Annotated in this window: 10 protein-coding genes and 1 riboswitch; of the genes, 8 read left to right on the top strand and 2 right to left on the bottom strand. The window is 72.9% G+C overall.

What is annotated here, in order from left to right; all coding sequences use genetic code 11:
- Positions 1-10: 10 nt before the first annotated feature.
- The gene (locus ABZ562_RS30820; protein WP_361485795.1) at positions 11-2,464 is read right to left on the bottom strand and encodes a DNA topoisomerase IV subunit A; all 2,454 of its coding nucleotides are present in this window, start codon (positions 2,462-2,464) and stop codon (positions 11-13) included.
- A 282-nt stretch (positions 2,465-2,746) separates the two neighbouring features.
- On the opposite strand from ABZ562_RS30820, the gene ABZ562_RS30825 reads away from it, so the two are divergent.
- The 4 genes from ABZ562_RS30825 (at position 2,747) to ABZ562_RS30840 (ending at position 7,708) form a co-directional block, all read left to right on the top strand.
- On the top strand, positions 2,747-4,114 hold the full coding sequence (locus ABZ562_RS30825) for a pitrilysin family protein (RefSeq protein ID WP_361485797.1): 1,368 nt from the start codon (positions 2,747-2,749) through the stop codon (positions 4,112-4,114).
- Positions 4,111-5,520, top strand: coding sequence for a pitrilysin family protein (locus tag ABZ562_RS30830; RefSeq protein WP_361485799.1), 1,410 nt, complete (start codon positions 4,111-4,113; stop codon positions 5,518-5,520). Before ABZ562_RS30825 ends, ABZ562_RS30830 begins: the two co-directional genes overlap by 4 nt.
- Before the next feature lie 225 nt (positions 5,521-5,745).
- Positions 5,746-5,908, top strand: a riboswitch (cyclic di-AMP (ydaO/yuaA leader).
- A 13-nt stretch (positions 5,909-5,921) separates the two neighbouring features.
- A complete protein-coding gene (locus ABZ562_RS30835) occupies positions 5,922-6,716 on the top strand; it encodes a M23 family metallopeptidase (protein WP_361485801.1) in 795 nt (264 codons plus the stop codon).
- A 236-nt stretch (positions 6,717-6,952) separates the two neighbouring features.
- A complete protein-coding gene (locus ABZ562_RS30840) occupies positions 6,953-7,708 on the top strand; it encodes a GntR family transcriptional regulator (RefSeq protein WP_361485803.1) in 756 nt (251 codons plus the stop codon).
- 114 nt (positions 7,709-7,822) lie between these two features.
- Here the strand turns inward: ABZ562_RS30840 and ABZ562_RS30845 are convergent, their stop codons facing one another.
- Positions 7,823-8,104, bottom strand: coding sequence for an HPr family phosphocarrier protein (locus ABZ562_RS30845; protein WP_361485805.1), 282 nt, complete (start codon positions 8,102-8,104; stop codon positions 7,823-7,825).
- 199 nt (positions 8,105-8,303) lie between these two features.
- Between ABZ562_RS30845 and ABZ562_RS30850 the strand changes: the two genes are divergently transcribed.
- The 4 genes from ABZ562_RS30850 to ABZ562_RS30865 all read left to right on the top strand — a co-directional run bounded on the left by ABZ562_RS30850 (position 8,304) and on the right by ABZ562_RS30865 (position 13,864).
- Positions 8,304-11,240, top strand: coding sequence for a GNAT family N-acetyltransferase (locus tag ABZ562_RS30850; protein WP_361485807.1), 2,937 nt, complete (start codon positions 8,304-8,306; stop codon positions 11,238-11,240).
- Positions 11,241-11,301: 61 nt separating this feature from the next.
- Positions 11,302-11,898 carry a DUF5998 family protein gene (locus ABZ562_RS30855; protein ID WP_055549785.1) on the top strand — a complete coding sequence of 199 codons (597 nt, stop codon included), beginning with the start codon at positions 11,302-11,304 and terminating at the stop codon, positions 11,896-11,898.
- Positions 11,898-13,127, top strand: coding sequence for a nucleotide pyrophosphatase/phosphodiesterase family protein (locus ABZ562_RS30860; RefSeq protein WP_361485809.1), 1,230 nt, complete (start codon positions 11,898-11,900; stop codon positions 13,125-13,127). The genes ABZ562_RS30855 and ABZ562_RS30860 overlap by 1 nt, the downstream gene beginning before the upstream one ends.
- A 68-nt stretch (positions 13,128-13,195) precedes the next feature.
- Positions 13,196-13,864 (top strand): thymidine kinase, encoded by a 669-nt coding sequence (locus tag ABZ562_RS30865; RefSeq protein WP_361485810.1) that lies wholly within the window; start codon positions 13,196-13,198, stop codon positions 13,862-13,864.
- The last annotated feature ends 90 nt before the right edge of the window (positions 13,865-13,954 follow it).

Here is a 13,954-nt window from a genome sequence, read left to right on the forward strand (position 1 = left end):
CCCGGCGTGCCTACACCGGCCCGGCGACCACCGCCACCGGCTTGGCGAGCGGCACTCCGGAGCCGTCCCGGCGCGGATCGGGCTCGGGCAGCGGCACCGGGGAGCCACTGGACGACGCCGCGCGGGCCGGGGCCGCGCCCGCCCAGGCCAGCACCAGACAGTCCTCGCCCTTGAGGAACCGCTGACAGCGCACCCCGCCCGTGGCCCGCCCCTTGCGCGGGTACTGGTCGAAGGGGGTGAGCTTGGCCGTCTGCTGTGCCGAGTCGTCGAGCGTGCCGTGCGCACCGGAGACGGTGAACACCACCGCGTCGGCCGCCGGGTCGACCGCCGTGAACGAGATCACCTTCGCGTCGGAGGCGAGCTTGATGCCCGCCATGCCGCCCGCGGCGCGCCCCTGTGGCCGCACCTGGCCGGCCGGATAGCGCAGCAGATGCGCGTTGTCCGTGATGAAGACCAGATCCTCCTCGCCGGTGCGCAGCTCGACCGCGCCCACGATCCGGTCGCCCTCCTTGAGGCCGATGACCTCCAGCTCGTCCTTGTGGGCCGGATAGTCCGGGACCACGCGCTTGACGACGCCCTGCTCCGTGCCGATCGCGAGCCCCGGCGAGGACTCGTCCAGGGTGGTGAGGCAGATCAGCTCCTCGCCGTCCTCCAGCGACAGGAATTCGGCGATCGGCGCCCCGCCCGCCAGATTGGGGGTCGCGGCGGACTCCGGGAGCTGTGGGAGGTCGATCACCTGGAGCCGCAGCAGCCGCCCGGTCGAGGTGACCGCGCCGACTTCCGCGCGGGCCGTGGCCGGGACCGCCGAGACGATCACGTCGTGCTTGCTGCGCTTGGCCTGCCCCTCGCCCGCGAACGGCTCCCCGTTCGCCGTACGGGCCAGCAGCCCGGTGGAGGACAGCAGCACCCGGCACGGGTCGTCCGCGACCTCCAGCGGCACCGCGGTCACCGGCGAGTCGGCGGACTCCAGCAGCACCGTACGCCGCGGGGTGCCGAACTTCTTGCCCACCGTGGCCAGTTCGGCGGAGACCAGCTTGCGCAGCTCGGCGTCCGAGTCGAGGATCCGGGTCAGCTCCTCGATCTCCGCGTTGAGCCTGTCACGCTCCGACTCCAGCTCGATCCGGTCGAACTTGGTCAGCCGGCGCAGCGGAGTGTCCAGGATGTACTGCGTCTGGACCTCGGACAGCTCGAAGCGGGTCATCAGCGTTTCCTTGGCCTGCGCCGAGTTCTCGCTGGACCGGATGAGGCGGATGACCTCGTCGATGTCGAGCAGGGCCACCAGCAGCCCCTCGACCAGGTGCAGCCGGTCGCGCCGCTTCTTGCGCCGGAACTCGCTGCGCCGCCGCACCACGTCGAAGCGGTGGTCGAGGTAGACCTCCAGCAGCTCCTTGAGGCCCAGCGTGAGCGGCTGGCCGTCCACCAGCGCCACGTTGTTGATGCCGAAGGACTCCTCCATCGGCGTGAGCTTGTAGAGCTGCTCCAGCACGGCCTCCGGGTTGAAGCCGTTCTTGATCTCGATCACCAGGCGCAGGCCGTGCGCACGGTCGGTGAGGTCCTTGACGTCCGCGATGCCCTGGAGCTTCTTCGCGCCGACCAGGTCCTTGATCTTGGAGATGACCTTCTCGGGGCCGACGGTGAAGGGCAGTTCGGTGACGACCAGGCCCTTGCGGCGGGCCGTCACGTCCTCCACGGCCACCGTGGCGCGGATCTTGAAGGTGCCGCGCCCCGTCTCGTAGGCGTCCCGGACGCCGCCGAGCCCGACGATCTGGCCGCCGGTCGGCAGGTCGGGTCCCGGCACATGCCGCATCAGCGTGTCGAGGTCCGCGGCCGGGTGCTTGATCAGATGGCGGGCGGCGGCGACCACTTCGCCCAGGTTGTGCGGCGGCATGTTGGTCGCCATGCCGACCGCGATCCCGGACGTGCCGTTGACCAGGAGGTTCGGATAGGCGGCGGGGAGGGTGACGGGCTCCTGCTCGCTGCCGTCGTAGTTCGGCGAGAAGTCGACCGTGTCCTCGTCGATGGACTCGGTCATCAGCGAGGTCGCCGAGGCCATCCGGCACTCGGTGTACCGCATCGCGGCGGGCGGGTCGTCATTGCCCAGCGAGCCGAAGTTGCCGTGGCCGTCGACCATCGGCAGGCGCATCGAGAACGGCTGCGCCATGCGCACCAGCGCGTCGTAGATCGACGCGTCACCGTGCGGGTGGAGCTTACCCATCACCTCGCCGACGACGCGGGCGCACTTCACGAAGCCGCGCTCGGGGCGCAGCCCCATCTCGTTCATCTGGTAGAGGATGCGGCGGTGCACGGGCTTGAGCCCGTCGCGGGCGTCGGGCAGCGCGCGCGAATAGATGACCGAGTAGGCGTACTCGAGGTAGGAGCCCTGCATCTCGTCGACGACGTCGATGTCGAGGATGCGCTCCTCGAAGTCGTCCGGCGGCGGACTCTTCGTGCTGCGGCGGGCCATCGCGCTTGCGGCTCCTTCAACGGCAGAGCGGGATCTGACGCGGACCATTGTGGCCCCGTCCACCGACAACTGTGGAACGGGCCGTCCCGAAGCGACCCCGTGAGCGGCCCCGCGCGGCCCCTCCGCGCCCCGTACCGCCGCCCCGCGAGCAGCATGGGCGCGACCTTGGCCCGACCTTTGCGTGACGGGAACTTCGCCAGATGTCCGTGCGGTTGCATACAGTGACAGAAGCGCTCATCACGCGGTTCGCACGCGCTCCATCACGCGATCGAAGGGACGTACATGCCCATGGGTCACACGGCCACGCAACAGGCCGGCTCCGGCGGCCTGAAAGCGACCGAGCACCGTCTGGCCAACGGCCTGCGGGTGGTGCTCTCCGAGGATCACCTGACCCCGGTCGCCGCGCTCTGCCTCTGGTACGACGTCGGCTCACGCCATGAAGTCAAGGGGCGTACCGGCCTCGCCCACCTCTTCGAGCACCTGATGTTCCAGGGCTCGGCCCAGGTGACGGGGAACGGCCACTTCGAGCTGGTCCAGGGGGCCGGCGGCTCGCTCAACGGCACGACCAGCTTCGAGCGCACCAACTACTTCGAGACGATGCCCGCCCATCAGATCGAGCTGGCGCTGTGGCTGGAGGCGGACCGGATGGGGTCCCTCCTGACCGCGCTGGACGAGGAGAGCCTGGAGAACCAGCGGGACGTCGTCAAGAACGAGCGCCGCCAGCGGTACGACAACGTGCCGTACGGCACGGCCTTCGAGAAGCTCGTCGCCATGGCCTACCCCGAGGGCCACCCGTACCACCACACCCCGATCGGCTCGATGGCCGACCTGGACGCCGCCTCCCTGGAGGACGCCCGGGAGTTCTTCCGCACGTACTACGCGCCGAACAACGCGGTGCTGTCCGTCGTCGGCGACATCGACCCCGAGCAGACGCTCGCCTGGATCGAGAAGTACTTCGGCACCATCCCCTCCCACGAGGGCAAGCGGCCGCCCCGCGACGGCACGCTTCCCGACGTCATCGGCGGGCAGCTGCGCGAGGTCGTGGAGGAGGAGGTCCCGGCCCGCGCCCTGATGGCCGCCTACCGGCTGCCGCACGACGGCACCCGGGAGGCCGACGCCGCCGATCTGGCGCTGACCGTCCTCGGTGGCGGCGAGTCCTCCCGGCTGCACAACCGCCTGGTGCGCCGCGACCGCACGGCCGTCGCCGCCGGGTTCGGCATGCTGCGGCTGTCCGGCGCGCCGTCGCTGGGCTGGCTGGATGTGAAGACCTCCGGCGGGGTCGAGGTGCCCGGCATCGAGGCCGCCGTCGACGAGGAGCTGGCCCGCTTCGCCGAGGAGGGCCCGACGCCGCAGGAGATGGAGCGCGCCCAGGCGCAGATCGAGCGCGAGTGGCTGGACCGGCTGGCCACCGTCGGCGGCCGCGCCGACGAGCTGTGCCGGTTCGCCGTGCTGTTCGGCGACCCGCAGCTGGCCCTGACCGCCGTGCACCGGGTGCTGGACATCACCGCCGAGGAGGTGCGGGCCGTGGCCGCGGCGCGGCTGCGCCCCGACAACCGCGCCGTGCTGGTCTACGAGCCCGTCCAGGGCGCCGAGGACGCAGACGCCGCCGAAGCCGCCGACACCGACGCAGAAGGGGAGGCGGCCCAGTGAGCGACGCCGTCACCGCCACCATGACCTTCCACCCGCAGCCGCAGGGCGGCGCCCCCAGGCCGTGGGCGTTCCCGGCGCCGGAGCGCGCCGAGCTGTCCAACGGGCTCACCGTGCTGCGCTGCCACCGCCCCGGCCAGCAGGTCGTCGCGGTGGAGATCAATCTGGACGCCCCGCTGGACACCGAGCCGGCCGGTCTGGAGGGCGTCGCCACGATCATGGCGCGCGCCCTGTCCGAGGGCACCGACAAGCACACCGCCGAGGAGTTCGCCGCCGAGCTGGAGCGCTGCGGCGCCACCCTGGACGCCCACGCGGACCACCCCGGCGTCCGGGTCTCCCTGGAGGTGCCGGTCTCCCGGCTGCCCAAGGCGCTCGGGCTGCTCGCCGACGCCCTGCGCGCCCCCGCCTTCCCCGACGGCGAGGTCGAGCGGCTGGTGCGCAACCGGCTGGACGAGATCCCGCACGAGCTGGCCAACCCGGCCCGCCGCGCCTCCATGGCCCTGGCCAAGGAGCTGTTCCCGGCCGAGTCGCGGATGTCCCGGCCGCGCCAGGGCACCGAGGAGACCATCGAGGGCATCGACGCCGCGGCGGTGCGGGCCTTCTACGAGGCGCACGTCCGCCCGTCCACCGCGACCGCGGTCATCGTCGGCGACCTGGCCGGGGTCGACCTCGACCGGGCGCTCACCGACACCCTGGGCGCCTGGACCGGCGGCCCCGCCCCGCAGCGGTCGGTCCCGCCGGTCATCGCCGACGACACCGGCCGTGTGGTGATCGTCGACCGGCCCGGCGCGGTCCAGACCCAGCTGCTCATCGGGCGCGTCGGCGCCGACCGGCACGACCGCGTCTGGCCCGCGCAGGTGCTGGGCACCTACTGCCTGGGCGGCACCCTCACCTCCCGTCTGGACCGGGTGCTGCGCGAGGAGAAGGGCTACACCTACGGAGTGCGCGCCTTCGGCCAGGTGCTGCGCTCGACGCCGCCCTCGCCGGCCGGCGGCGGCTCGGCGGGTGCCTCGCTGCTGGCGATCAGCGGTTCGGTGGCCACCGAGGTCACCGGCCCGGCGCTGGAGGACCTGTGGAAGGTGCTGCGGACGCTGAAGGAGGAGGGGCTGACGGACGCCGAGCGCGATGTCGCCGTGCAGAACCTCGTCGGCGTCGCGCCGCTCAAGTACGAGACGGCGGCCGCCGTCGCGGGCACGCTCGCCGACCAGGTCGAGCAGCACCTGCCGGACGACTTCCAGGCGCAGCTGTACGCCCGGCTCGCCGAGGCGGGGACCGTGGAGGCGACCGCGGCGGTCGTGAGCGCCTTCCCGGCCGACCGGCTGGTGACGGTGCTCGTCGGCGACGCCTCGAAGATCGAGGAGCCGGTCAAGGCGCTCGGCATCGGAGAGGTGCGCGTCATCACCGGCTGAACCCCGGCCCGGCCGGCCCGATATGTCCCCGGGTCCGGCGCAACGCACCATCGGCACAAGGACCCTGGCGTCGCACAAGGCGCCGGGGTCCTCCCATATGCCCGATTCGTGGGGTGTTTGGTTTGTGGCGAGAACAACAAAAACCCGTAACCGTTTGGTGATCGAAACGCGGCCCGTTTAGCGTCAGTGCGGCTGTTCGCCGGATACCCGCCGCACCCGCGGCACGGACAGCCATCGCCGAGTCCCATGGTGCGAGTGCCAGGGGAGCCGGGGACCCAAACGTCCCTGGGGTGAATCGGACGCCTTCCCCGGCCGGGGGAGGGGCCCGTAGGAGACCTTCCTGCTCCGAACCCGTCAGCTAACCCGGTAGGCGAGAGGGAAGGAAAGGAGTGCGCCACCACATGGCGTTCACCCGTGCCGCCGGGAAGCACCGACGTCCCCGCCAAGCCGCCGTCCGCACCGGCGCCAACATCGCGGGCATCACCACGGTCGCCTCGGGCGTCGTCGCCGGCATCGCCGGCCCCGCCCTCGCCGCGACCGGCGAGACGCCGTCTCCCCAGGACACCGGTCTCCGTCAGGCGATGGTGATGGGCGACGGTCTCTCCGACCAGATCGACGCGCAGGCCCAGTCCCAGCGGGACGCCGCCGAGACCGCCGCCGCCAAGGCGAAGGCCGAGGCCGTGGCCCGCCAGGAGGCCGCGCGGAAGGCCGAGGCCGCCGCGAAGAAGGCCAAGGCGGAGCGCCAGGCCAAGGAGCGCGCCGCGCGTGAGGAAGAGCGCAAGCGCCTCAACACGTTCGTGTCGCCCATCAGTGGCTCCTACGTCTCCACCGGCTACGAGGCGTCCAGCGGCCTGTGGTCCTCCGGCAGCCACACCGGGATCGACTTCCACGCCTCCACCGGCACCTCGGTGCACTCGGTGGGCTCCGGTGAGATCGTCGAGGCGGGTTGGGGCGGCTCGTACGGCAACAACGTCGTCATCAAGATGAACGACGGCACCTACACCCAGTACGGCCACCTCTCGTCGATCGGCGTCTCGGTCGGCCAGAAGGTCACCCCCGGCCAGCAGATCGGCCTGTCCGGCGCCACCGGCAACGTCACCGGCCCGCACCTGCACTTCGAGGCCCGCACCACCGCGGAGTACGGCTCGGACATGGACCCGCTGTCGTACCTGCGCTCGCACGGCGTCAATCTCTGACGCACCGCCGCTCTGTCGAAAGGCCCCGTCCGCCCCGGGCGGGGCCTTCGGCATGCCGTCGCCGCCGTGACCGGCACCGTGACCGCCGCCGTGACCGTCGCGGTGACCAAAAAATAACCCCGAATTGACTTTGCCCATCGGAAATCCCGGCGGCTTCGAATAGAGTCGCTGAATGCGCGTCAATGGGATGCGTTTCGCGGCGGTTGAGGCGGAGGTTCGACAATGCGGGACCGGAAGTGAACGGGGATACGGCCGCCGTCCAGGGCGGTCGCCGGATTTCGGCACACGCGGTGTGCGCGGCGATCCGTGACGACATCATCTCCGGTACCTATCCGCCCGGCGCCCGGCTGGCCGAGGAACTGCTCGCCCGGCGCTACGGGGTCTCCCGGGTGCCCGTCCGCGAGGCGCTGCGCACCCTGGAGTCCGAGGGCTTCGTCACCACCCGGCGGCATGCGGGCGCGTGCGTCGCGCAGCCGTCCGAGAAGGAGGCGGCCGACCTCCTGGACATCCGGGCCCTGCTGGAGCCGCTGGGCGCCGCCAGGGCCGCCCAGCGCCGCACCGAGGCGCACGTGAAGGTGCTGCGCGGTCTGGTGCGGCTCGGTCAGGAGCGGGCGCGGCACGGCCGGCTGGGCGAGCTGCGCGCGCTGGGCGACTGGTTCCACGAGACGCTCGCCCAGGCGTCCGGCAGTCCGAGCATGACGGGCCTGCTGGTGCAGCTGCGGCGCAAGACGGCGTGGGTGTACGCGGTGGATCCGGCCCGTGTGCAGGCCGGGCCGGGGGCGGCCGGGGCCGTGGACCTCTCGGTGCGCGCCGTGGAGTCCTGGGCCGAGCACGGGGCGATCGTGGACGCGGTCGCGCGCGGCGACGCCGACCGGGCGCGGGCGCTGGCCGCCGCGCACACCGAGCGCTCGCTGTCCGAATACCGAGTGCGAAAGGAATCCCCGGTGAGAACTTCGAAACATTCCGTAAACACGGTGGGCGGCCGGAATTAACAGCCGCCCGGTATAAGACTGAGCGGAATTCCCGGCGCAGAAAAACAACGGGGCCGCGGTGATCCGAAATGGTTCACCGCGGCCCCGCCGCGCCGAAATGTGATTCGGGCGGAATCAGACGGTCTCCGGAAGCTCCTCGAGACCCTCGGCCACCAGCTTCGCCAGACGGTCGAGCGCGGCCTCCGCGTCCTCGGCCTCGGAGGCGAGCACGACCTCGTCGCCACCTTGAGCGCCCAGGCCGAGCACGGCGAGCATGGAAGCGGCGTTGACCGGGGCGCCGCCCGCCTTGGCGATCGTGATGGGGACGCCGGCGGCGGTCGCCGCACGGACGAAGATCGACGCCGGGCGGGCGTGCAGGCCCTCGGCCCAGCCGATGTTGACGCGGCGCTCAGCCATGGTGATGCCCTTCAGATCTGCGGGTGCTGTTGTCTAGACCAGATCATACGGTGTCCGGTCTCGCCCGGGTCGGGCCCGAGTGGGTCCGGTCATGTCCGAACAGGTCCGATACGGACTTTCCCTCGACACCCCCCGTTCACGCAAGGGTGTCCGTCATGCGGACCTCTCCGTCCCGCACCCGAGCCCGTACCCTGTCCCCATGCCGAGCCCGTCGGACCATCACGCGTATCCCACCCACTGGGAGGCCGACGTGGTGCTCAGGGACGGCGGCACCGCGCAGATCCGCCCCATCACCCCCGATGACGCGCAGCGCCTGGTCAGCTTCTACGAACACGTCTCGGACGAGTCGAAGTACTACCGCTTCTTCGCGCCCTACCCCCGGCTCTCCGACCGCGACGTCCACCGCTTCACCCACCACGACTACGTCGACCGGGTCGGCCTCGCTGCGACCGTCGGGGGCGAGTTCATCGCCACCGTCCGCTACGACCGCATCGACGAGGACGGCCTGCCCGCCCACCTCTCCGCGGCGTCCCCGGCGGGCGCCCCCGCCGACGAGGCCGAGGTCGCCTTCCTGGTCCAGGACGCCCACCAGGGCCGCGGCGTGGCCTCCGCGCTCCTCGAACACATCGGCGCCGTCGCCCGTGAGCGCGGCATCCGGCGCTTCGCCGCCGAGGTGCTGCCCGCCAACACCAAGATGATCAAGGTGTTCACGGATGCGGGCTACACCCAGAAGCGCAGCTTCGACGACGGCGTCGTCCGCCTCGAATTCGACCTCGAACCCACCGAGGCCTCCCTGGCCGTCATGCGCGCCCGTGAACAGCGTGCCGAGGCCCGCTCCGTGCAGCGGCTGCTCACCCCCGGCTCCGTCGCCGTCATCGGAACCGGCCGGGCCCCCGGCGGCGTCGGCCGCACCGTACTGCGCAACCTCCTCGACGGCGGCTTCACCGGCCGGGTCCACGCCGTCAACCACGCCTTCCCCGAGGACTGGACGCGCCTGGAGCCCGACGGCGTCCCGGCCCACCGCTCCCTGCGCGAGGTCGACGGACCGGTCGACCTGGCCGTCGTCGCCGTTCCCGCCGCGCAGGTGCCCGCCGTCGTCGCCGACTGCGGCGAACACGGCGTCCAGGGGCTCGTCGTCCTCTCCGCCGGGTACGCCGAGAGCGGTCCCGAGGGCCGCGTCCGCCAGCGCGACCTGGTCCGCCAGGCCCGCACCTACGGCATGCGGGTCATCGGCCCCAACGCCTTCGGCATCATCAACACCGCCGAGGGCGTGCGGCTCAACGCCTCCCTCTCGCCCCGGCTGCCCCTCCCCGGACGCATCGGGCTGTTCACCCAGTCCGGCGCGATCGGCATCGCCCTGCTGTCCGGACTGCACCGGCGCGGCGCCGGACCCACCCGGCCCACCGGCCCCGAGGGCACGGCGGGGCTCGCGGATCTCGCGGGTCCGGCAGATCTGGCAGGTCTCGCAGGTTTGGCAGGTTTGTCTACGTTTGTCTCCACCGGGAACCGCGCCGACGTCTCCGGCAACGACCTCCTCCAGTACTGGCACGAGGACCCGCAGACCGATGTGGCCCTCATGTACCTCGAATCCATCGGCAACCCCCGCAAGTTCACCCGGCTCGCCCGGCGCACCGCCGCCGTCAAGCCCGTCGTGGTCGTCAAGGGCGCCCGGCACAGCGGAAGCGCCCCCACCGGCCACGCCGTCCCCACCACCCGCATCCCCGACGCCACCGTCTCCGATTTGCTGCGACAGGCGGGCGTCCTGCGCGTGGACACCGTCACCCAGCTCACCGACGCCGGGGTCCTGCTCGCCTCCCAGCCGCTCCCGGACGGGCCGCGCGTCGCCATCCTCGGCAACTCCGAATCCCTCGGCCTGCTCACCTACGACGCCTGCCTCACCGAAGGGCTGCGCCCGCTGCCGCCGCGCGACCTGACCACGGCCGCCTCCCCCGAGGACTTCCACCGCGCCCTGACCGGGGCGCTGGACGACGACGCGTGCGACGCCGTCGTCGTCACCGCCATCCCCTGGGTCGGCGACGCCCACGCCGCGGACCTGGCCGCGGCCATCCGCACGGCCGCGACCGGGGCGCCCGGGCGCGGCGCGGCCAAGCCGGTCGCGGTGGTCCACCTGGAGATCCCCGGCCTCGCCGAGGCCCTCGCGGGCGCCGGCGACCCGGCCCCGGCGCCCGGCGCCGAACCACCGGACGGGACCCGCCGCATCCCGGCCTATCCGGCCGCCGAACGCGTGGTGCGGGCGCTCGCCGAGGCCGTACGGTACGCGCGCTGGCGGCGGGAGTCCGCGGAACCCGGCCGGGTGCCGGAGTACGACGACATCGACGAGGCCGGGGCCGCCGCCGACATCGAGGTGCTGCTGGCCCCGCCCCGGGGAGCCCCGCACCAGGAGACCCCGCCGCCCGACGCCCCCGGGCCGGACGGGCCCGGCGTGACCGGTATCGAGCTGTCCGCCGCCGACACCCAGCGCCTGCTGGCCCGCTACGGCGTCAGCGTGCTGCCCGCGCTGCCCGCGCCCGACCCCGACAGCGCCGTACGGGCCGCCGGGCGCCTCGGCTACCCGGTGGCACTGAAGGCCACCGCCCCGCAGCTGCGCCACCGCACCGACCTGGGCGGGGTGCGGCTCGCCCTCGGTGGCGAGACGGAACTGCGCCGCGCGTACGCCGAACTGACCGCCCATCTCGGCCCCGCCGAGGAGCTGGGCCTGGTCGTGCAGCGGATGGCGCCGCGCGGCGTCGACACCGTCGTACGGGCCGCGATAGACCCCGGCGCCGGAGCCGTGCTCTCCTTCGGGCTCGCCGGCGCCCCGTCCGAACTGCTGGGCGACACCGCCCACCGGCTCGTCCCCGCCACCGACCGGGACGCGGCCGAGCTGATCCGGTCCATCCGGACCGCGCCGCTCCTCTTCGGCTGGCGGGGTTCCAAGCCGGTGGACACCGCGGCCCTCGAAGAGCTGCTGCTGAGGGTGTCGCGCCTGGTGGATGACCACCCCGAGGTGGTCGCCGTCGACCTGGAGCCGGTGGTCGTCGCCCAGCGCGGCCTCTCCGTGCTCGGCGCGTCCGCACGGCTGGCGCCGCCGCCGGTGCGCACCGACCTCGGCCCCCGCCATCTGCCCGCCTACTGACGGCCCGGGGCCGGGGCGGGCATGGGAGCCGGTGTCGGCGCCGCCCCGTAGGATGGTGTCCATGGCGAAGACCGGTACGACGACCCAGGGGCTGCGCGCGGCGATCGAGCGCAGCGGCTATTACCCGGCACTCGTGGCCGAGGCGGTGGAGGCCGCCGTGGGCGGCGAGCCGATCGTGTCGTACCTGGTCCATCAGGAGACCACGTTCGACGCCAACGAGGTCCGCCGTCATGTCACGGTCCTCGTCCTCACCGGCAACCGCTTCATCGTCAGCCACACCGACGAGCAGGCCGCCGACGGCACCTCCCCCTCGCCGTACGCGACGACCTCCACCGAGTCCGTGAAGCTCCAGCGGATCTCGTCGGTCGTGCTCAGCCGGGTCGTCGCCAACCCCGAGTCGTACACCCCGGGCACGCTGCCCCGCGAGGTCGTGCTGACCATCGGCTGGGGCGCCGTCAACCGCCTCGACCTGGAGCCCGCCGCCTGCGGCGACCCCAACTGCGAGGCCGACCACGGCTACACCGGCTCGTCCACCGCCGACGACCTGAGCCTGCGGGTCAGCGAGGCGGGCGACGGCCCCGACACCGTCCGCCAGACCCTCGCCTTCGCCCAGGCACTCTCCGAGGCCACCGCGGCCACCCCGGACGCCGGCCGCTGATGCCCGGCTCCGCCACCGGCCCGACCACCGCCGCCGACTCCGTCTGGCCCGAGCCGGACCCGCTCGACCCCCGCACCGCCCCGGTGCCGCGCTACGGCACCGGTTCGCTCGCCGATCTGCTGCCCGCGATCGCCGCCGGCCAGGAGGTCCCCGGGCTGACGTCCGGGCTCGCGCTCGCCCCGGCCGACCGGGTGTGCGTCTTCCTCGTCGACGGCCTGGGCTGGGAGCTGCTGCGCGCCCACCCCGCCGAGGCGCCCTTTCTGACCTCGCTGCTGGCCGGCTCGCTCGGCGGCACCGGTGCCCCGCTCACCGCGGGCTTCCCGTCCACCACCGCGACCTCGCTCGCCTCCGTGGGCACGGGCCTGCCGCCCGGCGCCCACGGGCTGCCGGGTTATACGGTGGCCGACCCCGCCACCGGCCGGCTGATGAACCAGCTGCGCTGGCAGCCCTGGACGGATCCGCACGCCTGGCAGCCGTATCCCACGGTCTTCCAGCTGGCCGACGCCGCGGGCGTGCACACCTGCCAGGTCTCCGCGCCGACCTTCGCGGAGACCCCGCTCACCAAGATCGCGCTGAGCGGCGGCACCTTCCATGGCCGGCTCTCCGGCGAGGAGCGGATGGACCTCGCGGCCGAGCAGCTGGGCGCCGCGGACCGCTCGCTCGTCTACACGTACTACAGCGAAGTGGATGGCAAGGGCCATCGTTTCGGCGTCGACTCCGATGAGTGGCGCGCCCAGCTTCGCTACGTCGACGGGCTGGCCCAGCGGCTCGCCGAGCAACTCCCGCCCCGTGCCGTGCTCTACGTCACCGCCGACCACGGCATGATCGACATCCCCTTCGACCCGGAGTCGCGGCTCGACTTCGACACCGACTGGGAGCTGCGGGCGGGCGTCGCGCTGCTGGGCGGCGAGGGCCGCGCCCGCCATCTGTACGCGGTGCCCGGCGCGGCCGGTGATGTGCTCGCCGTATGGCGCGAGGTGGTGGGGGAGCGGATGTGGGTGGCCAGCCGCGACGAGGCCATCGAGGCGGGCTGGTTCGGGCCGCCCGGCGGCACCGGCGGCGTGGACGAGCGGGTCTACCGGCGCATCGGCGACATCGTGGCCGCCGCCCGGGACGATGTCGCGATCGTCGCCTCGGAGACCGAGCCGAAGGAGTCCGCGATGGTCGGGCTGCACGGTTCGATGACCCCGGTGGAGCAGCTGGTTCCGCTGCTCGAAGTACGCTCCTGAGCGACCGCGCTCCCGCGCGCCGCAGCCCGCACCGCCACCCGTCCCGTACGAAAGGCCCCACCACCCCCATGCCCGAGCTGGTGTTCTTCTCCGGAACCATGGACTGCGGAAAGAGCACCCTGGCTCTGCAGATCGAGCACAACCGCTCGGCCCGCGGGCTCCAGGGGATGATCTACGCCCGGGACGACCGGGCGGGCCACGGCAAGCTCTCCTCGCGCCTCGGGCTGGTCACCGAGGCCGTCGAGGCCGTGGCGGACCTGGACTTCTACGCCCATGTGGTCGGCGTGCTGACGGCCGGGGGCCGCGCCGACTACGTCATCGTGGACGAGGCGCAGTTCCTCACCCCGCAGCAGATAGACCAACTCGCCCGGATCGTCGACGACCTGGCCCTGGACGTCTTCGCCTTCGGCATCACCACCGACTTCCGCAGCAAGCTCTTCCCCGGCTCCCAGCGCCTGGTCGAACTGGCGGACCGTGTGGAGGTGCTGCAGGTCGAGGCGTTGTGCTGGTGCGGCGCCCGGGCGACGCACAACGCCCGTACGGTCGGCGGCGAGATGGTCGTCGAGGGCGCCCAGGTCGTCGTGGGCGACGTCAACGGACCGGAGAGCGAGGTGGGTTACGAGGTGCTGTGCCGCCGCCACCACCGGCGCCGGATGACGGCCGCCGCCGCGCGGGCCGCCAGTCTGTCCCCCGATGTGCTGCCGGTCGACACGCCCGCCGGTCCGCCGGTCCCCTAGGGGGTGTCGTGTGGATCATGCCGGGCTCCCGACGCCGCTGTGACATCAGCCGCTGCCGCGGCGGGCGGCACCTCGCGGCCCCGCGCTCGT

Origin of the sequence: Streptomyces sp. NPDC019937 (assembly GCF_040631655.1) — a bacterium.
Taxonomy (GTDB): Bacteria; Actinomycetota; Actinomycetes; order Streptomycetales; family Streptomycetaceae; genus Streptomyces.

Bases quoted from the DNA above. Each gene is read 5' to 3' on its own strand.
- ABZ562_RS30820 (WP_361485795.1), bottom strand. From the start codon at position 2,464: ATGGCCCGCCGCAGCACGAAGAGTCCGCCGCCGGACGACTTCGAGGAG.
- ABZ562_RS30825 (WP_361485797.1), top strand. From the start codon at position 2,747: ATGCCCATGGGTCACACGGCCACGCAACAGGCCGGCTCCGGCGGCCTG.
- ABZ562_RS30835 (WP_361485801.1), top strand. From the start codon at position 5,922: ATGGCGTTCACCCGTGCCGCCGGGAAGCACCGACGTCCCCGCCAAGCC.
- ABZ562_RS30845 (WP_361485805.1), bottom strand. From the start codon at position 8,104: ATGGCTGAGCGCCGCGTCAACATCGGCTGGGCCGAGGGCCTGCACGCC.
- ABZ562_RS30850 (WP_361485807.1), top strand. From the start codon at position 8,304: ATGCCGAGCCCGTCGGACCATCACGCGTATCCCACCCACTGGGAGGCC.
- ABZ562_RS30855 (WP_055549785.1), top strand. From the start codon at position 11,302: ATGGCGAAGACCGGTACGACGACCCAGGGGCTGCGCGCGGCGATCGAG.
- ABZ562_RS30860 (WP_361485809.1), top strand. From the start codon at position 11,898: ATGCCCGGCTCCGCCACCGGCCCGACCACCGCCGCCGACTCCGTCTGG.
- ABZ562_RS30865 (WP_361485810.1), top strand. From the start codon at position 13,196: ATGCCCGAGCTGGTGTTCTTCTCCGGAACCATGGACTGCGGAAAGAGC.